A 24,925-nucleotide genomic window follows, 5' to 3' on the forward strand; every position below is an offset into this window, starting at 1 on the left:
TATTGCTGTTGATAAAAAATTCGCAGCAAAGCTCGTTAATCCTGCCGGATTTCCACGGATTTTCTTCAGAGAAACCTACTTCCCTGCCGGAACCTTCTCTACATAAGCTTTCAGGAGGTTTCCGATCAGTTCAGTCCAGCCTTTGGCAAAGCTTTCTTTTGCAAAATCAGGATTATCGGTCACAAAGGTTTCCAGTCCCGCGTGGGTGAGCCTGAGCCGTGTCTTGTCCCCTTCCCCGAATAATTCGAAGGTAACGAAGGAGTTGCCTGGCAGGTTTTCATAGCGCCAGCTGTAGGTCAGCTTCTTTCCCGGGTCTACTTCGGTGATTTTGCAGAGGTGGATGTATTTCTCTCCTTTTGTGCCCTGGCCTGGAAACGTAAATTCAAAGCCTACTTCGGGTTTGAAATCGTCCAGCGTGAAGTACCATTCCTTCATCTGCTCTTTGTCTGTAATGGCCTGCCATACCTTCTCTACAGGCGCGCTGTAGGTCCGTTCAATTACAAAAGGTTCATTTTTCATAAAAAAAATGGTTTTAGAATGATGGGATCATTTAACCGATCGGTTACAAATATAAGAAACCATTCGGTTACACAAATATTTATTTTGGGGTTGGTGCTACGCAAAGCACAAAAGAAGTACCAAAAGGGGGATTTAAAGCAGTGATTTAAAGGGTTGGCTGCGAAGGGCTTCTGTTATGCCCTTTCTTAGCTCCTGTTCCGTCGCCGCGGTCATATTGACTAGGGAGTAGGGATGCGCTCCGCAGAGCACATCCCAGCGCCACTCCATCTGGCTGATGGTAGTTACTAACCCGTTATCGTACCACCAGGCGGTATATAGCTGTTTATTGCCTTGCTGCAGTAAGGCGGTATAGATCGTTCTTCCGTTGGCCAGCCTTGTTTCCTGTACTTTATAAAAGCTGTAGCCACTCCCTTTCCAGCACATCATGGGATGGTGTTCGGAATAATAACCAGAGGGGATATGTTTGATATATACCAGCAGGCTGTCGTTCTCCAGCTTGATCACATACCCCGGAAGGACCTCCTGTGTGTAACCTGGTATGGCGGCAACATGCGGCAGTACTTTCTTATTCAGATCGTTTGTCTGGCTGATGTGTGCGCCTGTGAGCATAAGCCCGGCCAGCAACATATTGAGCAGGAATGAAAGCCCGGCAGAGCGGAGTGTGTACCGTTTACGGTGCGTAACTGTTTTCTTTCCGTACCTGTTCATGGCCAGCTGTATAAGCGGCAGCATAGGGGCCAGGACATATACGCCCAGGCATATGATGCCTATCAGATCGTGCGCGATAGTACCTGGCAGTATGTTAAGCCAGACGAGACAGATAATGCGCAGCAGGTTGGAGAGGATGTTCAGCAGCACGATACATAGTAATAACCCAACTACAGGCCGTATAGCCAGTGTTTTCCCTGATCTTTTCTGATAAATACCTATGAGGACGAGGCCGCAGAGCAATGATGTGACCATCATCTGCAATCCCATACAGGCAGGATCTACAGTGAATTCATTCCCGTTGAACAGGATAGTATTGCCCTGTACGCCGGCAGGCAATCCTAAAAACATCATGAGTCTGCCTGCAACAGCGCTGAGCTGCAGTCTGACAGGGAAACTGAAGATGTTCATCCCCGCATCGAACAGAGGCGACATTATGCATAGTACTATCAGTGGTAGAAAACTGATACGGCCGTAAAAGGTCTCGCACAGGAACAGGCAGGCCCCTGCAAGAGATAAGTAGAGCAGGGTCCTGGCAGGAAGACAGATATATAAGAGGAAGAGCAGGCAGGTGAGTATAAAGAACCGTAGTCCTCCTTTTTCGGCTGTGTTGAAAGTGGCTGTGCTGTATAGTGCAACTATTCCCAGCAGGAAGCCTGCGGATGAGAGGACAATATATTCCTGTAATCCGAGAAGGAAAGTAATTGCATAACAGGATACAATTAATAGCGGCCAGAACCTGCCGGCGTTTAAAAGCATGATCAATTTTTTATTCATGCGGATAGCTTTTTGTCAGAAGTAGTTTGGCCGCCAATAGTGGCCAAACTGAGATATTATACGGCTGTTCTGCTTTTTACAGGTGTACGGTATTTGACATAGATCAGCACCAGCATTACCAGGATGATCAGGGCCCATTCATGAGGTTCGGGCACTGCGCCCTGGGAATGCAGGGAAGCGTTCTTCAGGCTGTTCTCACTGTCCTTTATGTTGAAACGGTTATAGTCTGCCTGTGTTTCCAGTACTATAAGACTGGACAATGGCGTGACTACATAAGCTTCTCTGGCTTCGTTCACCAGGCTGTCTCCCTCCTCTCCTTTTGTAAGCAGCTTAGGTCCCATTTGCTGCATGATATGATTATAGGCAAAGAGGCGCATCAGGTGATCGGGGGCGTTGGAAGCGTCAGTACCAGGTACTGAGCGGATCATTATTCCTGCCGGTTCAACTACTACCTGTTCATCATTTTCGACAGCGGCGGGGAATTGTTTTGTTGTCAGCAGTTGTTGAAGCATATGCCTATCCCCCTTTGCATAACGGAAAGTGCGGCATTCCTTTAAAGTACGCAGGTAGGGAGATAACTCACCTCCCAGGTTGAAGAGCATTACCCCGGATGAATTGCCCAGCCAGGCCTTCAGGGATGTCATAAACTCTGTATCCTGCAATTCGTCAGCAATGGGAGATACAGTGGTACCTTTGGTGATCACCATTGCGGAAGCGGGCGCTGTAATTTTAAAGAAGGGAAAGAGAGAGAAGCGATAATCTTCCAGCTGATCAAAGAGTGTGTACTTGTTCTGTGCTGTTACCTGCTGCATTTCATTATCTGCATACATCCATATACGTTGCCCTTCAAGCATGGTTAATACATGATCGAACTCGGAGCGGGTCCACATACTGTTTACGTCCAGGTAAACATCCTGCAAATGGGCCACTGCCATCTCGGGTTTATAGGTTACAATGGAGAAAAGCCGGCCGTTAAAACTGAATACGTTGGAAGTAATGCCTTCGTCTTTAAAAGAGAGGCTCCATGCGGCATTATACCTGCCGCTGTTATAGAGCTTATTGTTCTCGCGGTCAAACATGCCGGGCGTATAAAGGCTGGCAGGCGGGGTCTGGAAGGTTACAGCAACATCTTCCCGGCAGCTACCTGTTGAGGGACCATCAAAATAAATATTGCTGTATTCAAGGCTGCCGTTACCAGCTACCAGAGGAGAGGTAACCCCTATCTTAAACTGCCTGCTCTGACCATGCATGATGGGGAATACGCGAACGGTGACCGTATTACCTTCCTGCCAGTGTATTACGGAAGGGTCACGGCGTTCTGCACCTACAATTGTTTTATATGCAGTGTCTGCCTTAGCTTTTGTAGTGAGGATGCCTTTTTCTTCCTTGTTGTTGATCCACAGTGATAATGAGGTTACTACGGACCCTTCGGGGAGATGGAATGTGTATAGCGCTTCCTGCTGCGCCGGCCAGGACTTCTGTTGCCTGTCTGTCACCGTTATGGTTTTCTCTGTATATGCCATGTGCAGGCGCGGCCAGATATGCGCTTCTGTCTTTACATGGGAGGTAAAAAGATCATCGCCTGACCAGAGGCGTTCTTCCGCCTGGTGGCGGGAATCGTACATGGATTCCAGTATGTGTATCCTGTCAATTGTATTCATAGCTGGCACTCCACTCAATACAGAGGCGGTCATTACCAGCGGGTCATGTTTTAATTTCTCCTCCCAGAGCATTGAGGGTTCATTCCAGAACCAGCTCCTGTCCCAGTTTGGGTTTACTGTATATACAAAGCCGGACTTCAGTATCTTCTGTGCCACATCGTTTACCGGCATCCTCTGGGATACTGCCACCCATTCCGGCAGGCCAGCATGTTCAGCATGCCTTCCATCTTTTTCCATCTGAACTATGATAGTCCGCCAGTAAACTGAAAAAGCGACAGTGATCAGTGCCACTACACCTATACTGCTCCAGAAGGTAATGCGGAAAAGCCTGTTCTTTCCGAAAGTACGGCGAAAAAGCACTATTGAATAAATGACAAAGAACGCGGGAACGAATGTGTGCAATGGAACACCCAGCACCCAGAATGTCATGATACTAAAGGCCATGACGGACACCAGGTAGATTGTCAGGTAAATGAAGCAGCATATGGCAATGCCGAGGATAAAGAACATGACAGCCTTAACAGGTAAAGGCATTGCGTAGAAAAAGGCAAATGCGAGGTAGTTGAGGCTTACGATGACGAGTACAATAGAGAACCAGGTAGTTGATTCATCGAAGATATTCATTACCCGGTTCAGTGAGTATGCGCTTACAAGGCAAAGGAGCAGCCATATGAAAATGTGATGGATTCCGTTCCCTCCTCTTTTGAGCCAGCCGCCGGCCCATATCATGATGAAATAAAACACGGCGAGGGCATAGTTCAGAAAGAAAGGCACCGGGGTGTCCCATTCCTGCACGCTTCCGGCTATGCAGAAGATCAGTAGGGATATTGCGAGAAAAACGAGTCCTGTGCGATAGCTGATGTCGTGCAACCTGGCTTTGATAATTCCAATAGGCTGGAGGGTCTGATGGTCCATAATTATCTTACTTTGAATAATATTTTACTTTGAAACACAAAGCACAAAGACCTAAAAAAATCAGCTGGAGCTGATTTGAGTGCTTTTCATTCACTTTGCAGAACAAAGTAAGTGAAAGATTTTGAATCTGACAAATTTGATATTTGGTAGTGCGGAGTTTGGGGAGGAGTTATACTCAATGTAAAGGAATTGCTTAGAAAATCGATTTTTTGAGAGGGCTTTTTTGGCCTGCGCTCATTTTAAATGTCTTTTTTTAAAGAAGGGATTTTTGAAAAGGAATTTTTAGTATTATTATTTATGGTAACTTCCTGCTCTTCCTTATTATACCTGCTGGTATAATATTTGGGCCCATATTTATAACACATTAAACGGCAAAACGCTATGAAAGCGATCTGGCACAACGCGGTGATTGCAGAGAGCGATAAAACAGTGGTAGTTGAAAGCAATCATTACTTTCCTCCGTCAGCAGTACATGTTGATCTGTTAAAAAATTCGGGGACGCATACTTTTTGTCCCTGGAAAGGAGAAGCTTCCTATTATGATGTGATAGTGAATGGACAGGTAAACAGAGATGCAGCCTGGTATTATCCGGACCCTAAAACTGAAGCATCGCAGATAAAAGGATATATAGCCTTCTGGAAGGGAGTTAAGATAGTAGAGTAGCCGGCGTTTAAGGAACCCTGTAAATTCAGTCTTATGAGAAAAATCGATGCAATCATCATTGGTTCGGGTCAGGGTGGAATGCCACTGGCAAAGAAACTGGCAAAAGCGGGATGGCAGACTGCGATCATTGAAAAAAGACTGATAGGCGGAACCTGTATCAATGACGGATGTACACCGACAAAATCAATGATCTCCTGCGCTGCTGCGGCATATACAATAGCCAACAGCAAGGAATGGGGCATCACGGTAGACAGTTACAGGATAAACCTTGAAAAGATAACAGACCGGAAGGACAAAGTAGTGAGCAAGTTCAGGGACGGCGCTACCAAAGGGCTGGAGGAAACAGAAGGATTGAGCATTATCTATGGCGAAGCAGCTTTCAGCGGCCCTGAAACGGTTACTGTAAGGCTGCATAACAACGATGAAACGGAAGAAATACTCACGGCAAAACATATCTTTATTAATGCCGGCACATCCCCTAAAATACCTCCTATACCGGGACTGGACAAAGTCTCTTATCTTACCAATACTACGTTACTGGATATAAAAAAACTGCCTTCTCATTTAGTGATCATAGGCGGAAGCTATATTGCGCTTGAATTTGGACAGATGTTCCGGCGACTGGGCAGCCAGGTTACCCTACTGGAGGCCAGTGCGCAACTACTAAAAAGAGAAGATGAAGATGTGGCAGCAGCAGTCAGGAAAGTGATGGAGACGGCCGGTATTACTGTGCATACCAACGCCAATATCCATAAAGTAGAACAGACAGGAGATACTGTGAGGCTTTCAGTTGCATCGGGAGGACAAACCATGGCTATCACAGGTTCGCACCTGCTGGTAGCAACGGGCCGCACTCCGCAAACCAAAGCGCTGCAACCGGAAAAGGCAGGTATTGCCCTGGATGAAAAAGGCTATATCATTGTGAATGACAGGCTTGAAACCAGTGTAACCGGTATCTATGCTATAGGCGATATAAAAGGCGGGCCGGCATTCACTCATATCTCCTATAATGATCATTTCATTGTATACAAGAACCTGGTGGAAAAAGGCAATGCTTCTATAAAAGACAGACCTGTACCCTATTGTATGTTTACTGACCCGCAGCTGGGCAGGGTGGGCATGACAGAGAAAGCAGCCAGGGAGGCTGGCTTTAAAGTGAAGGTAGCCTGTCTGAACTATGAAAATGTGGCCCGCGCTATAGAAACGGGACATACTGAGGGCTTTATGAAAGCAGTCGTGGATGCGGATACTGATAAGATACTGGGCGCTGCCATCCTGGGGGCTGAAGGAGGAGAGGTAATGTCTGTTGTACAAATGGCCATTTCAGGCGGCTTTACCGCCACACAGATGCACGAAATGGTATTTGCCCATCCGCTGTATGCAGAATCACTGAACAATCTTTTTACGACCCTGAAGAAATAACAGGAACAACAATATGAGTACGAAAATCCTCAACCTATCCCGGATATGATCAGACTGGAGCATGTGAATAAATCATTTCAACAGGGCAAACCGGCGGTCAGTGATATTTCCTTTGAAGTGAGCAAAGGAGAAACACTGGTGCTACTGGGTACCAGCGGGAGCGGTAAAACCACTACCCTACGGATGATAAACCGGCTGGTTATACCGGACAGCGGGCTGATCTTCATTAATGGCCAGCCAACTGATCAGCTATCACCGGAAATCTTACGCCGCAACACTGGTTATGTATTACAGCATAACGGGCTTTTTCCACATTATACGGTAGCGGAAAACATTGGTATTGTTCCGTCCCTGCTGGGCTGGGACAAGCAAAAGATATTACAGCGTACCACTTACCTGATGGAACAGCTGCACCTCAATCCTTCCAGGTATCTGCATAGTTATCCGCAGGAGCTGAGCGGCGGTCAGCAGCAACGTGTAGGACTGGCCAGGGCGTTAGCCGCAGACCCGCCTCTGTTGTTAATGGACGAGCCTTTCGGGGCGCTTGACCCCATTACCAGGGCCAGCGTTAAAAAGGAATTCCGCCTGCTGGAGGACCTGAAAAACAAAGCTGTTATCCTGGTAACGCATGATGTGCAGGAGGCATTTGAACTGGGTACGAGGATCTGTCTTATGGACCAGGGCGTTATACAACAGCTGGGGACGCCGGAGGAACTGCTGTTTACCCCTGCCAACAGTTTTGTGAGCCGGTTCTTTGACAATCAGCGCCTGTTGCTGGAGCTGAAAGCATTAAAGCTGGAGGCAGTAAAGCCGTGGCTGGAGATACCTGTTAGCATGGATGGCGGTATTTCCTGCTGGGAGGCCCTGGAAAAGATGACGGCCACACAAACGGACAGCAGCAGTTTAATGCGGGCCTTTACTCTTTACAAACAAACACATGGAAGAACAACAGAGCTTTCCTGAGCTGGTGCAGCAACAAGCCGGCAAATTGCTGGAACAGACGCTGCAACATATAGGGCTGACATTTATTTCTTTACTGATAGCCGTTGTGATAGGTGTGCCCCTGGGCATACTGATTACGCGCAAACAAGGCCTGTCCCGCGTGGTACTGGGCATTGCAGGCGTATTACAGACCATTCCAAGCATAGCCCTGCTGGGTTTCATGATACCTTTACTGGGCATAGGGGTGGTTCCTGCCATTGCGGCACTGTTCCTTTATGCCCTGCTGCCTATTATCCGGAATACCTATACCGGCATTCTGCAGGTAGATCCGGCTGTGACGGATGCTGCTACAGGCATGGGCATGAATAAGCGGCAACTGCTGTTCAAAGTACAGCTACCCCTTGCCATGCCGGTATTGCTGGCGGGTATACGCACGGCGACCGTGATAAATGTGGGTGTGGCCACGCTGGCTGCTTATATTGCTGCCGGCGGACTGGGGGAATTCATTTTCGGGGGGATAGCCCTCAATAACACCAATATGATCCTGGCCGGCGCCATTCCGGCTGCCTTACTGGCAATATTATCTGACTGGCTGATTGGCAGACTGCAAAAATTGCGGATGCGGAAGACAAAAAAGCTATTGTACATTTTACCGTTCCTCTTGCTGATATTATCTTCCTTTTACCTGTTACCGGCTGCCTATGGCACCAAACTGCTGGCGGGGTTTACTGCTGAATTTATGGGACGGCAGGATGGTAATCTGGGCCTGAAAAAAGTATACGGACTGAGCATTCGCACTGTGGTAATCAGCGATATGGTAATGTATAAGGCCGCTTATGAGAAAAAAGTGGACGTGATAAGCGGGAGCAGTACGGATGGCAGGGTAAGGGCTTTTGACCTGCAGGTACTGGCTGACGACAGGCATATTTTCCCGCCTTATTATGCGGCCCCTATAGTGCGGCAGGCTACACTTGATAAGTATCCCGAACTGGAAACTGCTTTAAATAAACTGTCTGGTATAATTAATGATAGTATCATGACAGAGCTTAACTATAGCGTGGACCATCTTAAGCAGGACCCCGCAGTTGTGGCACGCAACTTCCTGGAAGCAAAAGGCTTGTTACAGCAGGAAGGGAAAGGTGATAAGGGTACAGTGGTGATAGGCGCCAAAATATTCGGAGACGGATATATACTGGCCAATATCTACAAACTGCTGGTAAATGGGTACACAGATCTGAAGGCTGTGACAAAAACGGGATTAGGCGGTACACAGATCTGTTTTGAAGCATTGATCAACGGACAGATAGATCTTTATCCCGAATATACCGGAACAGGGCTGCTGGCAATACTGCATGCAGAGAAGACTGTTGTTGATTCCCTTATTACCGATAAGCAAAAAGTATATGATCATGTAGCCCGGGAGTTTAAGCAGCGGTACAATATCAAATGGCTGCCGCCGATCGGGTTCAATAATACTTATGCGTTAATGATGCGCAGGAAACAGGCATCGGACCTGCACATTACATCTATATCTGAGCTAAAGGAATATTTAGAGCGCCACTAACGGTTTGCGAATATGCAATTGAAAAATAATTATGAAAATGTGCGGAAACGCTCCATGCAGATCTGCGCACCACTGAAAACTGAAGACTATGTAGTACAGCCTGTGGTAGATGTGAGTCCGCCGAAATGGCATCTCGGACATACCACCTGGTTTTTCGAAACATTTCTCCTGAAGCCATACTATCCCGGCTATACGGAGTTTGATCCTGACTACAACTTCGTGTTCAACAGTTATTACGAATCTGTAGGTACACGTGTGATACGTACTGACAGGGGTAATCTGAGCCGTCCGGCAGTGGAAGATATCATGCAATACCGGGAGTATGTGGATACTGCTATGCAGGGTTTCCTGGATACACCACTATCACCGGAAATAAAAGCATTGGTAGTACTGGGGTTGAATCATGAAGAGCAGCACCAGGAACTATTATATACTGATATCAAATATATTCTTGGGCATAACCCGCTGATGCCGGCATACGACAAGCAGAAAAGCGATCATGGAGCATTGGTGGCACCGGCGTCTTTTATAGAAATGGCCGCCGGTATTTACCAGATAGGTTATGATGGTACGGGCTTCTGTTTTGACAATGAGCTGGGCAGGCATTCCGTATACCTGCAGCAATATGAGATCTGCACACAGCTGGTGAGCAACCGGGAATATCTTGATTTCATGGAAGCGGGCGGTTATGCTGATTTCAGGCACTGGCATGCAGAGGGTTGGGACTGGGTAAAGAATAACCAGGTGAAGGCGCCATTGTACTGGCATTTTGCAGACGGGCAATGGATGCAGTATACCTGGCAGGGATTACAGCCGGTAGTAGCAGATGCGCCGGTATGTCATATCAGCTATTATGAAGCAGCGGCTTATGCCGCATGGAAAGGTATGCGGCTGCCTACTGAATTTGAGTGGGAAGCAGCGGCACCTGCACTGGCATGGGGACAGAGATGGGAATGGACCGAGAGCGCTTACCTGCCCTACCCTGGGTTCACGAAAGCACCTGGAGCTATAGGCGAATATAACGGTAAGTTCATGGTCAGCCAGATGGTGTTGCGGGGAGGTTCAGAGGTAACGCCTCCTGATCATAGCCGTATTACTTACCGTAACTTCTTCCACCCTGGTCTGAGATGGCAGTTTACCGGCATCAGGCTGGCACGATAAGGCACCTTATTCAATGACTACTAATAAGAACATTATGGCAACCACCACTGTAATGCACACGTTATTGGTCCCCGAGAAATCTCAGGATCAACAGGGAGTTTTTTACCAGGATGTGATCCGGGGACTGAGTGCAAAGAACAAATTCCTGGAAGCAAAATATTTCTATGATGCTGAGGGCGACCGGTTATTCCAGCAGATCATGCAGTTGCAGGAATACTATCCTACTGCATGCGAAATGGAGATATTACAGGGGCAGTCTGCCGCTATTTGTAAAACCATACTTGACAGTACCACTCATTTTGATGTTGTGGAACTGGGCGCCGGCGATGCTACCAAATCCATTCACCTGCTGAGAGAATTATTAAAGGGGAAAACTGATTTTACTTATTACCCGGTAGATATATCAGGCAATGTGATAGCGCAGCTGGAACGATCGCTGCCCCAGCAATTGCCGGGCCTGCGCGTGCAGGGTATGCATGGCGAATACTTTGAAATGCTGAGAGAGGTGAGCATTCTTTCCGGCAGGAATAAGGTGGTATTATGCCTGGGTGGTAACATAGGTAACTTTACTCCTACAGAAGCGAGACAATTCTGCCGGCAGCTGCGTAATTACCTGCAGCCGGGAGATCTTGTGATCATAGGTTTTGATCTGAAGAAGCATCCGCAGGTGATCCTGAATGCCTATAATGACCGGAGCGGTGTTACGAAAGAATTCAACCTCAATCTGCTGAGGCGTATTAACCGTGAGCTGGGTGGTAATTTCGATACCAGCAAATTTGATCATTATGCTACTTATGATCCGGGCACAGGCGCCTGTAAAAGCTATCTTGTAAGCCTGGAAGTACAGCAGGTGAAGGTAGGGAACAAACTGTTCGAGTTTGGGCTGCATGAAACCATGTACATGGAGATTTCACAGAAATACAGTATTGAAGAAACAGATTGCCTTGCCACACAATCCGGCTTTGGGCCGCTGGCTGATTTTTATGACAGCCGCAGCTGGTTTGCGGATTGTGTATGGCATTGCATCTGATCTTATTTTTTTAATATCTCCGCTAAAGCGGATAATAACAGCTGCGTCTCTTCTTCCGTGTTATAATAATGCGGGGAAAGGCGCAGCGCCGATTTTACCCCTTTGCTATCGAAGTCTATCAATGCGCCGACACGGCTGCTTACGGAAGTATTGATATCCCGTTCGCGGAGGGTCATCATTAACCATTGAGGGTCTGCGTCTTCAATGCTCATTGTAATAATGCTGGACTGTTTAGCTCCTTTATCCAGCAGATGGATACGCGGAATCTGCTGTAATCCGTCACGCAGGCTTTTGCATAACGCTTTATTACGGGCTGCAATTTTATCCAGTCCTATATCCAAGGCATACTGTATAGCTTCATAGCTGCCTGCCAGCAAAGCGTAGGATTGTTCCCAGTCCTGGAACCGTTTAGCGCCTGCTTCCGGCTGGAAGCTGTCTTTCTCTGTCCATGTTGCGCCATACATATCGATGTACAGCGGGAACCAGTTACGTTCCAGTATACGGTCGGATACATAGAGGAACCCTGCTCCACGGGGGCCGCGCAGGAATTTGCGCATAGTTGCGCAAAGGAAATCGCAACCTATTTCTTCTACATCCAGTGGCATTTGTCCTACGGACTGACAGGCATCCAGCAGATAAAGGATATCCAGTTCTCTGCATATCTTACCAATGGCAGCTACAGGCTGTATGAGACCTGTATTGGTGGGTATGTGGGTGAGTGATACCAGCCGGGGGCGATGCTGCCTGATCAGCTTTTCCATATCAGCTACGTCCACTCCTCCTGCCGGTAAGCTGGCAGCGCGTAACAGCTGTATACCAAAACGCTGTTGCAAAGACAGGAATGCCAGCTGGTTGCTGGAATAGTCTTCATTGGCAATTACCACAACATCTCCCTGTTGAAAGGGGATACAGGATAATGCGCGTGCAAAGGAATTAGTGGCGCTGGAAGTGAAGGCTATGTTGGCAGCTTTGGTGTTCAGCATGGCGGCAGCGGCTCCGTAGAAGCAATCTACATATTCTGCATTGCGTGCAGCTGTTTCATATCCGCCGTTGAGGGCTTCCTCCTGCAGGTAGTGCTGCATGGCTTTCAGGACCGGGGCAGGCGGCAGTGCTGCGCCTGCGTTATTAAAATGGGTCTTCTCTTTACATCCGGGCGTATCTTCCCGCAGTTGTGCTATGTTCATTTCTTCAGTTTATTTCCAGGCTCCGAGCAACCTTCTGACTACGATGATCTGTCCGGTGTGGTAGCTGGTATGATCAGCTATTAACAGGGCTTCGCGTAATAAATGCTGTCCTTCTCCGTGTGGGAATGGGGCATATAGATCTGCATCGGGTTGCCGGAGCAAAGTAATAAATTCTTTACAATCATGGTTGATCTGTTCAAGGCTTTTCTTCCAGGCGGCTTCTGAAGCGGGTGCTGTTTCTTCCGGCCAGTAGCCTTCGGGCCATGATGGGGATATGTGTTGAGGATCGCGGGAAAATTCCAGTATATCCCATTGGGTGATGCGGATGTGCTCTACCAGCTGCCAGATGCTGTAGGGAAGATCTTTGGGTACTGCGCCTCTCAGTTTTTCAGGGAGGTTGTGTACGGCGTCGTTGAAGGTGATGTGTGCGTGACCGCCGGTGAGGAGTTGTTCCAGGGTGTGGATGAGTTCTTTTTTTTCGGGCATTGTTTTGTGTTTGGGGATAGGCTTCAAGAAAGATGCCATAGATGAGGGTAGTTTTTTTTGAGAAGGGGAATTTTTTTATAGAGAAGAAAAAGTTTTGAGAAGGGGATTCTTTTTGAAGAATGAGGATTTTATTGAGAGAGAAGAAGAAGGATTTTTTGAGAGGGAAGGATTTTCTTTAAAGAAGGGAAAGATCTTTGAAAAGAGGAAGATATGAAAGTTATTTTTTTACTTACTTACAAGTAAGTAACTTTGCCTCCCTATGCAGGATACTAAAGAAAGAATTATAACACTTGCGGAGGAGCTGATAAAAACGAAAGGATTTAATGCCTTCAGTTATAAAGACATATCAGACCCGCTGGAAATAAAAAATGCTGCTATTCATTATTATTTCCCTACCAAAACCGACCTTGGAGTGGCAGTGCTTGAACAGTATCTAAAAAGCTTTACCTTTCACACAGCTAAGTGGGCAGAATTGCCGGAAGATAAGCAACTGAAGCAGTTGTTCGATACTTTCAGCAGGGCAAGCAAGGATAAGTTCATCTGCCTGATGGGATCTTTATCCCCTGATTATGATACGTTACAGCCCGCTATGCAGGAGCAGGTGAGCAATATGGCCTCTGCTATAGTTCAATGGGTAGCTTCCTGCCTGGAACGCGGCCGCAGCAAAGGGCTTTTCCGGTTTGAAGGAGAAGCTTATGACCGGGCTTTACTGGTACAATCTAACTTACTGGCCTCCCTCTTGCTGTCACGTGTAATGGGGAACAAAGTATTCGGAAAAATGAGCAGCCGGTTAATGAAAGACCTGCTGGTGGATAATACAAAAAAATAAATGCCAATTCCACAAGTCTTAAAATATTACAATGCAAACATTTAAAAGAGCAGTTATTACGGGTTTGGGTGCGTTGACACCGATCGGTAACAATGTAACCGATTTCTGGAATAGCCTTGTAACGGGCAAAAGCGGCGCTGCCCGCATCACAAAGTTTGATCCTTCCCTGTTCAGAACACAGTTTGCCTGTGAACTGAAGGACTATGACCCTTCAAAATTGCTGGACAGGAATGATATACGCAAAACAGATCCTTTTACACAATATGCACTGGTAGCAGCACAGCAGGCAGTGGATGACGCTGGGATAGATTTCAAAACAATGGACCCGTTTGATGCCGGAGTGATCTGGGGCTCAGGTCAGGGCGGCATGCAGACATTTGAAGAACAGGTAAGGGAATATACGACCGGTGGTTATCAACCGCGATTCAATCCGTTCTTTGTTCCCAAGCTGATCTCCAATATGGCATCGGGGATGATCTCTATCCGTTTTGGATTGATGGGGATCAACTACACTACTGTTTCAGCCTGCTCTACTTCCAATACCGCTATTATGGATGCGTTGAACTATATCAGGCTGGGTAAGGCAAAAGTTATCATCACAGGCGGTTCTGAGGCCCCTGTTACAGAAGCTTCTGTAGGCGGGTTCTGCGCTATGAAGGCCATGTCAACCAGGAACAATGATCCTGCAACAGCATCAAGACCATTTGACAAGGAAAGGGATGGTTTTGTAATGGGAGAAGGCGCCGGTGCACTGGTAGTGGAAGAATATGAACATGCAGTGGCAAGGGGTGCAAAGATCTATGCAGAGCTTGCAGGAGCTGCAATGACAGCAGATGCTTATCATATGACTGCCACACATCCTGAAGGACTGGGCGCCTATGAGGCTATGAAACGCGCGCTGGAAGATGCAGATCTGACGCCTGACCAGGTAGATTATCTGAATGCTCATGCTACTTCAACGCCGGTAGGTGATATCAGTGAAATAGCTGCTATCACAAAACTCTTTGGCGATCGTCCTGCACATTTATCAGTGAGCGCTACCAAATCTATGACAGGACATTTACTGGGAGCTGCCGGAGCTATAGAAGCAATTGCTTCTATTTTAAGCATCACTAATGGCAAAGTACCCCCTACTATCAATACCACTCAGCTGGATGATACCATACCTGCAGGATTGGATATTGTGCTGGGGAAAGCAAAGGAAAAGAAAGTAAATGTTGCGATGAGTAATACCTTCGGTTTTGGAGGACATAATGGGATCGTAGTATTCAAGGCGGCCAAATAAACCGCCTATTTTTCTTTCAGAGGAGTGAGCAGGCCTGTGAGCCCGTTCAGCTTGATCTCGTACAGCGTTGCCAGCAGCATGCCGAGCTTTCCCTGGGGAAAGCCTTTGCGCTGGAACCATTCGAGGTAAGATATGGGAAGATCGCAAAGAGGGACGTCTTTGTATTTGCCAAAAGGCATTTTCATGGTTACCAGTTGTTTGAATATTTCCCGGTCTGGTTGAGCGAATTCCATTTTTCTGAGTTTGCGGGGTGCAACATAAGTAAAAAAATATTGTGAAAGGTTTTTTGTTGGGGATGGGGAGGGAATTGCTCAGAAAAAAGATCTTGCCTTCGGCAAGATCTTTTTTCTGAGATAGATGGAGCGCAAGAGCATTATTTTAAGAATAAGTGCACTGCGCGGCTTAAAAATTTTAAAATTTTCTGTCTTATACAAATCCAAAAAGCAAGCCCGTCCGTATATAAGTGCATTATTACAATATTTTTACATCTGTAGCATTGAATATCAATTTGTTATTTGGGACAATATTAAGCCGTCACATACATGACGCAGTTATTTCCTTATCCGTTCGGGACAAAATGAACCGGTTCTCATTTTGCAATTTTTGTAAACTTTCTCTTTAATCATCCCCCCAGAAGAGTGGTTTTTTCAGAAGACACGGCTACGGGTAAAACTGTAGCCGTTGTTTTTTATAACCATCCCCTCTCCTTCCATGCAGTAATCACTTTGGGATCAGTTCCGCATTCCCGCAGGATATCCTCAAATTCTTCCACATCGGTTTCCCAATCTACAGCATAGGCAGCAAACTCTTTTCCTACGGGTATACGTTGCAGAAGCTTCGTGGTGGTGAGGGTATGTGCTACTTTCCTTATCATAGCATTTGCCATATCCCATTTCCCTTCTCTGCGCACTACCTGCATGAACTGTGTAAGCGAACGTTCAAAACGTGCAGGGTTTATCTCTAAATAAGGCTGGTCCAGCTCTGTTGCCAGGAAGATCAGGTCAAATACATCTTCATCTTCGTACTTGCGGTTAATCTCGTCTGTAAAAGCGAGTGAACGGGGAGATAGCAAGGGAATGTACCTGCTTGCGGAGCGGTAAGTCAGTTCCAGCAATGTAAGCGGTACATCTACCTGTTTTGCTTCCAGCTCATCTACAATGGCAATGGCCATTTCATCTGCCAGGTCTGCGATCAGCTGCCGGATATCTATCGCTTTATCCATACGGACATAGGAAAGCTGGCTCTGCCCGTTCTCATGGACAGTTCTTATTTCGGCAAGCTCTCCACCGGTATCATATTTATAAAGTTTCTGGTAGTGATATTCTTCCAGGCCGGGATGCATGGCCAGGCCTTCTGCTTTTGTGATCTCTCCTTCTTTTCTGTGAAAAACCTCTACATCGTAGGAAAGGAAATAGGCTGCATTGAGAATATATTCTATTGCTTCTTCCCTTGACAGGTCTTCTCTGAGCGGAACAGACCCTCTCGAATCTATGGAGAGCGACTGATAACTGATCTTCTCTCCATCCCTGTACTGAATGCGTTTTATACAGGAGGGAATACCGGTGTTAATGCAGTATTCCACATATTCCACCAGGCTATCGCTGTAATCATAATATCCTGCCCAGTTGATATTATTGTAGGTATGCCGGAAAGAAGTATAACAAGGCAACCCATCTGTGGTAAATCCATAATAGTGATAGTCTCCGATCTCTCTTACTGTGGCCTGAGGGAATATTTTATCTCCTTGCTGCAGAAAGTATGGTGTTCCGTAATCTTCAAGACTGTAACCGTAACCGGGTATGTATTTTTCACTGACAATATTCTCTTTATGGTTTTCCAGGAGGGATAGTTCATCAAAAGCACGTTTCCATCTGTTTAAAAGATCTAGCTTCAGGTTTTCCAGGTACATCTTCATGATTTTGAATAAAAATAATATTTTATATTTTAAAACAAAATGCCAGATCAAATTCCTGCTTATAGATGCAAAAAGGCCGCTGACAGTCAGCGGCCATTCATATAAAGATATTACCCATATATCTATTCTATCTTCACAGGCAGCGAATAAATGCTCTCTGCGACGCCGGCGGTCTTTACTCCTACCCTTGCGAAGAAATAGTTCTGTGTAACGAGCCCTGCCGGTATATTCATCTTTATTGTAACCGGTTGCGACTGATCTGGGATATCAGCAGCATTAACTGTGACGGAGCCCTGGTTATTAACCTGGTCAACGATATTGGTCTTACCGGCGTACAAAGAGATTGACTCCAGCGACTGTGCAGCGCTGATCTTTTCAATGCTTACAGTAGCGGTGATCTCTGTTCCGTTCTTTGTTACAGGAGCAGAACGGATGATGAAATAGGGCTGTACTGTTACGTCTACGGTTGTACTTCCTCTTACGGTAACGTCTATCGAGTCGGTATTATTTACCCAGGGCCCGTTTCCGGGAAGCAGTACCAGTTTATAGTTGCCGTCGAAGAGCATTGCCGAGAAGCTACCATCCTGCGATACGGATACGGGGATCTTTGTGAACAGCTGAAAGCCGTGCTGCCAGAGCTCCAGCTGCACGCCCCTGGAACGGAGGCCTATAGGTTCTTTATTGTACACTACTTTACCGGTAAGAGTAGAAGCAGGTTTTTCGTAGTTGTCTTTTTTACATCCTGCCAGAAGGAAAAACAAGATGGCGAAGGATGATAATATTGTTCGTGTCATACTATCTGTATTTAATGGAAAGGATTCTTGATGATCTTTGGATTATTGTTGAGCACTTTCTGGTTTATTGCTGAATAATAGTTACCCAGCTGGAAGAACCTTGGTGCACGGATACGTGGCGCTGTCATTTTAACGAATACATATTTACCATCGCGGGCAGCATCGCCGGGACGTACCACCCTGTAAGGATAAAGAGCGTAGATCATGGCATCAGGGCCGGAGGGATTACCGTTCCAGACCTTGTCTGCCAGTCGCCAGCGTTTGAGGTCCCACAGGCGGTGATCTTCAAAGGCAAGCTCTACGCGGCGTTCATTACGTATCCTGTCTATCGTTAGTGTGGAAAGGCTGCTGGCGCCGAAGCCAGCTCTTTCACGGAGGGTATTGATGTAAGTCAGCGCATCTCCCGTTAATCCCAGTTCAAATGCAGCTTCTGCAGCATTGAGGTAGACCTCTCCCAGGCGGAACCATATCCACCACATATCGCTTTGTATACCGCGGGTACTTGTTTTATCGTTCGGGTCGATGTATTTGCGCAGGTAAAAGCCGGTATTGGAAACCTCCTGTATTGAGCGGTGCGGGCCTGAGGTACCTGTGAGCAGTTTACCATCTGTGTAAGTGGTGCCAAGGTCGCTGCCTTCTACTACGTCATACCTTGTACCGTTCCAGACCATTACACCGGCCTGGATGGATACGGACAATCCTTTAAAAGATGCGCCGGGGTAGATGATGGTGCCATACAGGCGGGCATCTTTGTTGGCGAAGATATCTGCCGGGGTGTTGTAGTAGATAAAATCTGTGTTATCGGCAGTGCGTGTTTTCAATGCGCCATTGGAGCCATCCAGGTATTCGAAGCTTTCCACCAGGTTGAGGGAAGGAACTACGGAAGATGATCCGAGGTTATCTTCTCTTATACCGCGCGCGATATTATCGTAAGAGAACACATGTTTCCTTGTGGGCAGCAGGAAATCTTTTACGAGGATGACTTCTTTGTTGGATGCTTTTTTAGATACTGCTTCATAGAAATTCTCGCCGGGGTTGGGATTGCTCCTGTAAAGCGTATATGCACCGCTGCTGATGACCTCCCGGGCGGCATCCAGTGCTTTCTGGTAATAGCCGTTGGCAAGGCTGGCGGGGATACCTACTTCTCCGCCGGGTGTAGAAATGGGAGCTGCCATCAGGCTGTTGTATTTTGCCAGTGAACCGGCGTACAGCATAGCTCTGCTTTTCAGTGCAAGGGCGGTGTATTTGTTTGCCCTGGTGGCGCTGCCATCATTTCCCAGCTGGTCTTTAACAGCGTCTAATTCTGTGCCTATAAAGTCATAGACCTCGGCTTCTTTGGCTCTTGGCAGCTGCAGGTTGGTTACATTACCGGAATAGTCATAGACCAGCCGTGTGGTAACAAGCGGCACTCCGCCCATTCTTTTTACCAGGTTGAAGTAATTGAATGCCCGGAGGAAGCGGAGCTCTGCCGTGTATTGTGTTTTCTGGGCAGTGCTGAGATTGAGACCGTATTTCTCTATATTTTCCAGCGCAAGATTGATATCCCGTATGTAGGTATAGTTCCACAGATACCAGCTGTCATAACCATAGGAGGTGATGTTATTGCGCCAATCTTCGTTAGACTGTCCGCTCCACATACCTTCGTCATAATTAGCCATATTACGCCACTGGAAAAGCCTGCCGTCTCCGTCATCATTCACGTCTGTAAGACCGTTCTCTGCCGGGATTCTGTCATAGAAGTTAGCGAGCAGCGCTACTATCTGTTTAGGGTCGTTCCAGACCTGCTCATCAGAGATGATAGTGCGTGGTTCTCTGTCCAGCCAGTCTTTCTGACAGGCTGCCATAAGGAGAATAATGCAAGAAAGGATATATAACCGTTTCATGATAATAAGTATTAGAATGATGCGTTAAAGCCAAAATTGCAGAGGCGTTGCTGTGGGTATACCAGGCCGTTTGAGGAGCTGATCTCGGGGTCTATCTGCATGGCGCCTACGTTGTCTACAGAGAACAGGTTAGTACCGTTCACATATACACGCAATGCGCTGATGCCGGCCCTGTTTACCAGTTTACCGGGGAAGCTGTATCCCAGTTCAAGGTTTTTCAGGCGCAGGTAGCGGACGTTGGTCACCCAGAAATCGTTCACTGCATAGTTGACGTGTGTGGTATTGTCTTTCCTGATGGCCGGGTAGGTACCGCTGATCCAGCGGCTGGAGGGATTGTAAGGGTCTTCTCTATGCCAGCGGTCTGCCAGCATGTATGCCGGAGAAGAGCCGTTGTTCTGGAAGGGATAGCGGAGTTCCCAGTTACGCAGGAAGGTCTGCATGGTAGCTCCTGCAAAATCGAAGCGCAGGGTGATACCCTTATAGGCTATGCTACCGTTGATGCCGAAGCTGACATAGGGCTGTGCGCCCTGAGCATAGCCGATGGGGCGTTCATCGAGGTTATTGATGATCTTATCTCCGTTCATGTCCTGGTAGCGGAAGTCGCCCGGCAGCTGTGTACGGTTTCCCTGCCCGTCGTTATCTATTTCGTAGTTCCTGATCTGTTCTTCCGACTCGAAGCGGCCGGCTACATGGTATCCCCATGTTACATTGGACCAGCGGTCTTCTATTGAAAGACGGTATTTATCCCAGGCGTTGCCAAACCGGGGTTTATAGGTATTGATGCTGCGCAGCCTGGCGTAAGTGGCGTTTACGGCGATGGAATAGTTCACTTTTCCCGCCTGACCGGTATATGATATCATGCCTTCTATGCCGCGGGTAGCATCTACATTGAGGTTGGCGTTAGGCAGTGTGTCGCCCACTTCGCTGGGGATGAGCACGTCGTAACGGGCGGCAGGCAGGCCTGTCCGCCGCCGTTCGAAGACGTCCAGCTGGCCCGAGAGCCTGTTATCCAGGATGGTAAAATCGATCCCGGCGTTCATGGTACGGTTCTTCACCCAGGAAAGTTCTGTAACGGGCAGAGCCCGGGGGCGGATGCCTATTACATAGCTGCCGTTCAGTACTGCGCTGCCCCTGTTAAAATCGTAACCTGGGAGGTAACTAAAAGGCCTTGGAGCATCGCCGTTGGCAAAGCCTATCTCGCTACCGGTTTCACCGTAGGAAACCCTTAGTTTCAGGTCATTCAGCTGGTTGCCGAACCTGTTCTTCAGGAAGGGCTCTTCGGATATTCTCCATCCCAGAGATACACCCGGGAAAAATCCCCAGCGTTTGCCGCGGACGTAGAGGTAGGAACCGTCATAACGCCCCAGTACTTCCAGCAGGTATCTGGACCGGTAATCGTAGTTGATACGGCCGATATAACCGGCTCTTGCTTCCAGGCTCCATTCGTCAGAAAGGTAATCCTGCTCTACCAGGTATTGCGTGGGTACGTAGTTGTTAGTGGGGATGGTGTGGACCACGTAGTAGGAGTTATCGTAGTCGGACAGTTCATATGCCGTTACCGCAGAGATATTATGGTTGCCGAACTTGCGGTTATAGCTGAGCTGGAACTGGCCATAGCGGGAAATGACGTTACGTTTATGCCGTTCCCTCCAGGGGTTCTGGTTGCCAAAGCCCGGCTCTGTTTTATAGGTATCTGTGACCGGATCGTATTTATAGGCATTCCAGGTGTATTCAAAGCCGTCAAAATCCTCGTTGAGGTAATTGTATGAATAGATGCCTTTCACGCTTAATCCGAAGTTAAAATCATATTGTGCGTTCAGGTTAACGTTCATTCCTCTCCACCATTCATCCACATACCCGGTGATATCGTCTCTGTAGGTAGCAGGATTGACGTTCACGTTATGGGTCTGGTTGATGTATTCAGGATTATCGTTTGCATAGGGGCTTTCTGTGGGCCACATGCTAAAGATACTGAGGAAGGGGTTGAAGTAATCGTCCAGTCCGGGTACTCCTACGTTATGTCTTTTCTCCAGTCTTGCGCTGATCTGTGTACCTACCTTCAATCCTTTGGCCAGGCTGGTTTCCATATTGGCCTGGAGGTTGGTGCGTTCGAAGCTGTAGTCTTTTATGACCGCTTCCTGTTTCAGGCGGCTGACGGACATATAGTAGCTGGCGCGCTGGGAGCCTCCGGAGGCGTTGGCGCTGATATAGTACTGTGGTACATTGGGGCGGAGCACTTCTTTGTAATAGTCGTAGCTCTTATATCCTTTCTCTGTACCTGCTTCCCATTTGGCCAGCTCTGCCGGAGTATAGAGCAATGAGGGATCGCGGCCCAGGTTCTGTTCTGATTCCACCAGTGCGCGGACGTATTGTCCGGCGTTGGCGGGACGTGGGTAACGGGTGAAATTCTGGAAGCCGTAATAACCAGAGAGGTTGATGCCGGGCTTTTCGTTCTTCTTTCCTTTTTTGGTGGTGACCAGTACTACGCCGTTGGATGCTCTCAGACCGTAAATAGAGACAGAGGCATCTTTGAGAATGGTGATGTTCTCGATATCGTCCAGTCCGAGGTTATTGAAGATATCCTGACCGGAACCTGTAGTGAAACCGAATGCTGTGGGATTTGTACTACCGGTGTAGGGTACACCGTCTATTACAAACAGCGGGTTACCGAGGTTGCGGATCTGGATGCTGGTACCGTTGCCGGGGCGGGAGTCTGCCGCTCTTGCTGTAATACCGGGCATTTTGCCTACTAATGCAGCGGAAGTGGTAGTGGAGGGCGTGCGCACCAGATCGTCCGATTTAAGGGTGCTTACAGCTCCTGTTACGGAGGCTTTACGTTGCGTACCATAACCTACTACAACGATGTCTGTGAGGTTGCTGGCCTGGGAGGTAATGGTGACCTGCAGGCGGGGTTCTGTTCCAAGCACAACATCTCTTGGTTGGAAGCCTACGCTGGTGACCACTACAATTGTGCCGGGCGTGGCTTGAAGAGTGAAGGAGCCGTCGTTCTTTGTGACCACTCCCTTGCTTCCGTTCCTGACGGCGATAGTGGCGCCGGGGATGGGGAGGCCGGTGGAATCTGTTACTGTGCCCTGATAGGTCCTGAGTTCTGGCTGCTGCGCAGAGGTATGCATACAGGCAAGCAGCAGTAACGCCCAAAAGGCGTACAACTTTTTCATAACGTTTGGGTTTAAAGTCTGGAAATCGGGTTTTCTTTTTTGCTACAGTTTTTCTTTCCGGCAGGTTTTACCGGTTCATGGCTAACGTTTTAAATCCGTATTGAATATAGATAATTTAATTGTCATTGTTACATTTATTTATAGGAATGGGGAGGGGGAAAATTGCTCAAAAAAGCGGTTTTGCCTTCGGCAAAACTGCTTTTTTGAGAGGGGGGATTCTTTTGCGCTGTGAGTGGTTTTAATGCGGTTTGTTGAGAGGGAGGATTTTTGCGCTGTGAGTGGTTTTAATATGCGCTGCGTACGGCTTTAAAACGTTTTATAGAAGATATAAAAAAGCGCTCCTACCAAAAGGTAGAAGCGCCTGACTAGTAATTATTGCAGCTATGCGAAGAACTGCCTTAGTTGATATCCCAGAATACCTTTGTATCCCTGGTGTCTTTTGCAGAAACGGCTGAGTAGTTAGCCGAGTTGTACAGTTTCTCCGTAGATGGGTATAGCAACCTTACAGGAGGTTGAGCAGCATCTGAACGGTTGGCTGTAGCAAAGTGCAGCACGGGATAACCTGTTCTTCTAATTTCAGCCCATGCCTGACCTGCCTGCAATACAAAGAAGTGTTCCCATTTCTGGGTATAGATCTTTGCCAGCTTTTCTGTAGTGGTACCAGAGTAAGCTATATCAGACATAGCGAGGTAAGCAGCTATAGCAGCGGCATCCGGTGTAGCCAGGGAACTGCGGCTGATAGGCGCATTATCTTTCAGGATGATGGACTGATTCAGGCCATAATAGAAACTGATAGACTGGGTAATACCTGTCTCGTATGCAGTCTGCGCACTACCCAGGCTCCATCTTTCATATGCTTCCGCTTTCAGGAAGCTTACTTCTGATGCAGTCATGATCACACCTGGCAGGTTATAGTTGTACATAAAGGTAGCAGAGTCATATACGGCGTAACCACGGTTCTCGTAGTCAGCAGTAGTACCGCCTACAGGGAAACCTTTATAGCCGTTGGTAGCATCAGGGTCCCAGAACACTTCTGTACGCGGATCATTATTAGCCGCCATCACAGTATCCAGCAGGTAAGCAGGTGCGAAAGGGAAATCTTTGAAAACATCTGCCAGGTCGCTTTTAACAGTAGTAGGGCTTTCGTTGAACAATACGTTCTGTGAGTTGCTTTCTACCAGCGGATAAGTGGAAGGATCGTTCAGCATGGTGGTCACCTCTGTCTTTGCTGTTGCTTCGTTCACGTTGGAGATACGCATGAGCAGGCGCAGACGCAGGGAGTTTGCATAACGCTGCCAGCCGGTCAGGTTGCCACTCAGTACTACGTCCTGCTTTTTCAGCTCTGAAGAAACAACGGTAGAAACGGAAGCCGTATCGAAATAAGTGTTCAGGTCTTTCAGGTGAGTAATCATTGTATCATAGAGGCCCTTTGCATCGTCGAAAGGCGCATAGTAAGTATTGCGGCTTTCAGTATTCAGCGCACCGGCCTGGAAGAAGGGAACATCGCCCCAGAGATCTACCAGCTGGGCTGTCTGATCATACAACACTACTTCAGCACATTTCATGAACACTTTGTATTCTGCCTGCTGTGCTTCTGTCATGGCATTGTAGGTAGTCTGCATTTCACGGTAGTTGCTCAGGATGCCGGGACCATTGTAGTTATAATCTGTACCGGTAGACCCAGTATAGAAGTCTGTCCATCTGCCTTCGGAATAATCCAGGGATGGCACGTACATGGATGTGGAAGGCGCTGTAGCAACTGTCTGTGAATAGGCTGCCAGTGTAGGCATTACGAAGGTGTAATAATCCCAGTAGGAAGGGTGTATCCTTTTATTCAGGTACATACCACTGAGCAGTTTACCAAGCGAACCATCGGCTGTTTTCTCCGGGTCCTGGTAGTCGTCTTCTATTCTTTTCTTACAGGAGCTGAAGGTACCTGCAAGTAGGAAGAGGACGGTAATATTTATCAAAAGTCTTTTCATTTTTTCTCTTTTTGTTGGATTACGAA

Annotated in this window: 19 protein-coding genes; 8 read left to right on the forward strand and 11 right to left on the reverse strand. The window is 47.6% G+C overall.

From position 1 onward, the window contains the following. Positions 1-75: 75 nt before the first annotated feature. From GO493_RS11710 to GO493_RS11720, 3 genes are all read right to left on the reverse strand, one after another. Positions 76-519, reverse strand: a complete 444-nt coding sequence (locus tag GO493_RS11710; protein WP_157306344.1) for an SRPBCC family protein — start codon at positions 517-519, stop codon at positions 76-78. A 132-nt stretch (positions 520-651) separates the two neighbouring features. Next, positions 652-2,004 (reverse strand): exosortase N, encoded by a 1,353-nt coding sequence (gene xrtN / locus GO493_RS11715; RefSeq protein ID WP_157306345.1) that lies wholly within the window; start codon positions 2,002-2,004, stop codon positions 652-654. 56 nt (positions 2,005-2,060) lie between these two features. Next, positions 2,061-4,580, reverse strand: a complete 2,520-nt coding sequence (locus tag GO493_RS11720) for an XrtN system VIT domain-containing protein (RefSeq protein ID WP_157306346.1) — start codon at positions 4,578-4,580, stop codon at positions 2,061-2,063. Positions 4,581-4,961: 381 nt separating this feature from the next. On the opposite strand from GO493_RS11720, the gene GO493_RS11725 reads away from it, so the two are divergent. Genes GO493_RS11725 through GO493_RS11750 form a run of 6 tightly spaced genes read left to right on the forward strand, consistent with a single transcriptional unit; the run spans position 4,962 to position 11,362 of the window. After that, a complete protein-coding gene (locus tag GO493_RS11725) occupies positions 4,962-5,243 on the forward strand; it encodes a DUF427 domain-containing protein (protein WP_157306347.1) in 282 nt (93 codons plus the stop codon). 33 nt (positions 5,244-5,276) lie between these two features. After that, positions 5,277-6,665: a mercuric reductase gene (locus tag GO493_RS11730; protein ID WP_157306348.1), complete on the forward strand. Its 1,389-nt coding sequence runs from the start codon at positions 5,277-5,279 to the stop codon at positions 6,663-6,665. Positions 6,666-6,710: 45 nt separating this feature from the next. Next, positions 6,711-7,628 carry an ABC transporter ATP-binding protein gene (locus tag GO493_RS11735; protein ID WP_157306349.1) on the forward strand — a complete coding sequence of 306 codons (918 nt, stop codon included), beginning with the start codon at positions 6,711-6,713 and terminating at the stop codon, positions 7,626-7,628. After that, positions 7,603-9,171, forward strand: coding sequence for an ABC transporter permease/substrate-binding protein (locus GO493_RS11740; RefSeq protein ID WP_157306350.1), 1,569 nt, complete (start codon positions 7,603-7,605; stop codon positions 9,169-9,171). Before GO493_RS11735 ends, GO493_RS11740 begins: the two co-directional genes overlap by 26 nt. A gap of 12 nt (positions 9,172-9,183) precedes the next feature. Continuing rightward, entirely contained in the window at positions 9,184-10,332 is a 1,149-nt protein-coding gene (gene egtB / locus GO493_RS11745) for an ergothioneine biosynthesis protein EgtB (RefSeq protein WP_157306351.1), read from the forward strand. A gap of 34 nt (positions 10,333-10,366) precedes the next feature. Further along, positions 10,367-11,362 (forward strand): L-histidine N(alpha)-methyltransferase, encoded by a 996-nt coding sequence (locus GO493_RS11750; protein ID WP_157306352.1) that lies wholly within the window; start codon positions 10,367-10,369, stop codon positions 11,360-11,362. A gap of 2 nt (positions 11,363-11,364) precedes the next feature. Here the strand turns inward: GO493_RS11750 and GO493_RS11755 are convergent, their stop codons facing one another. Continuing rightward, entirely contained in the window at positions 11,365-12,546 is a 1,182-nt protein-coding gene (locus tag GO493_RS11755) for an aminotransferase class V-fold PLP-dependent enzyme (protein WP_157306353.1), read from the reverse strand. Positions 12,547-12,555: 9 nt separating this feature from the next. Next, positions 12,556-13,032 carry a DinB family protein gene (locus GO493_RS11760; RefSeq protein WP_157306354.1) on the reverse strand — a complete coding sequence of 159 codons (477 nt, stop codon included), beginning with the start codon at positions 13,030-13,032 and terminating at the stop codon, positions 12,556-12,558. Between the two features lie 259 nt (positions 13,033-13,291). On the opposite strand from GO493_RS11760, the gene GO493_RS11765 reads away from it, so the two are divergent. Together GO493_RS11765 and fabF are read left to right on the forward strand one after the other, a co-directional pair. Continuing rightward, on the forward strand, positions 13,292-13,861 hold the full coding sequence (locus GO493_RS11765) for a TetR/AcrR family transcriptional regulator (protein WP_157306355.1): 570 nt from the start codon (positions 13,292-13,294) through the stop codon (positions 13,859-13,861). Positions 13,862-13,892: 31 nt separating this feature from the next. Further along, the gene (fabF, locus tag GO493_RS11770; protein ID WP_157306356.1) at positions 13,893-15,146 is read left to right on the forward strand and encodes a beta-ketoacyl-ACP synthase II; all 1,254 of its coding nucleotides are present in this window, start codon (positions 13,893-13,895) and stop codon (positions 15,144-15,146) included. Between the two features lie 5 nt (positions 15,147-15,151). Here the strand turns inward: fabF and GO493_RS11775 are convergent, their stop codons facing one another. From GO493_RS11775 to GO493_RS11800, 6 genes are all read right to left on the reverse strand, one after another. After that, positions 15,152-15,379 carry a DUF3820 family protein gene (locus tag GO493_RS11775; protein ID WP_157306357.1) on the reverse strand — a complete coding sequence of 76 codons (228 nt, stop codon included), beginning with the start codon at positions 15,377-15,379 and terminating at the stop codon, positions 15,152-15,154. A gap of 455 nt (positions 15,380-15,834) precedes the next feature. Next, complete coding sequence (locus GO493_RS11780) at positions 15,835-17,061, reverse strand: hypothetical protein (RefSeq protein ID WP_157306358.1); 1,227 nt, start codon at positions 17,059-17,061, stop codon at positions 15,835-15,837. A gap of 122 nt (positions 17,062-17,183) precedes the next feature. After that, entirely contained in the window at positions 17,184-17,855 is a 672-nt protein-coding gene (locus GO493_RS11785; RefSeq protein WP_157306359.1) for a DUF3823 domain-containing protein, read from the reverse strand. An 11-nt stretch (positions 17,856-17,866) separates the two neighbouring features. Beyond that, positions 17,867-19,738 (reverse strand): RagB/SusD family nutrient uptake outer membrane protein, encoded by a 1,872-nt coding sequence (locus GO493_RS11790; RefSeq protein WP_157306360.1) that lies wholly within the window; start codon positions 19,736-19,738, stop codon positions 17,867-17,869. An 11-nt stretch (positions 19,739-19,749) separates the two neighbouring features. Then, the gene (locus GO493_RS11795) at positions 19,750-22,917 is read right to left on the reverse strand and encodes a SusC/RagA family TonB-linked outer membrane protein (protein ID WP_157306361.1); all 3,168 of its coding nucleotides are present in this window, start codon (positions 22,915-22,917) and stop codon (positions 19,750-19,752) included. A 398-nt stretch (positions 22,918-23,315) separates the two neighbouring features. Beyond that, positions 23,316-24,899 carry a SusD/RagB family nutrient-binding outer membrane lipoprotein gene (locus tag GO493_RS11800; RefSeq protein ID WP_157306362.1) on the reverse strand — a complete coding sequence of 528 codons (1,584 nt, stop codon included), beginning with the start codon at positions 24,897-24,899 and terminating at the stop codon, positions 23,316-23,318. Positions 24,900-24,925: the final 26 nt, after the last annotated feature.

The organism is Chitinophaga tropicalis (genome assembly GCF_009758205.1).
Lineage (GTDB): Bacteria > Bacteroidota > Bacteroidia > Chitinophagales > Chitinophagaceae > Chitinophaga > Chitinophaga tropicalis.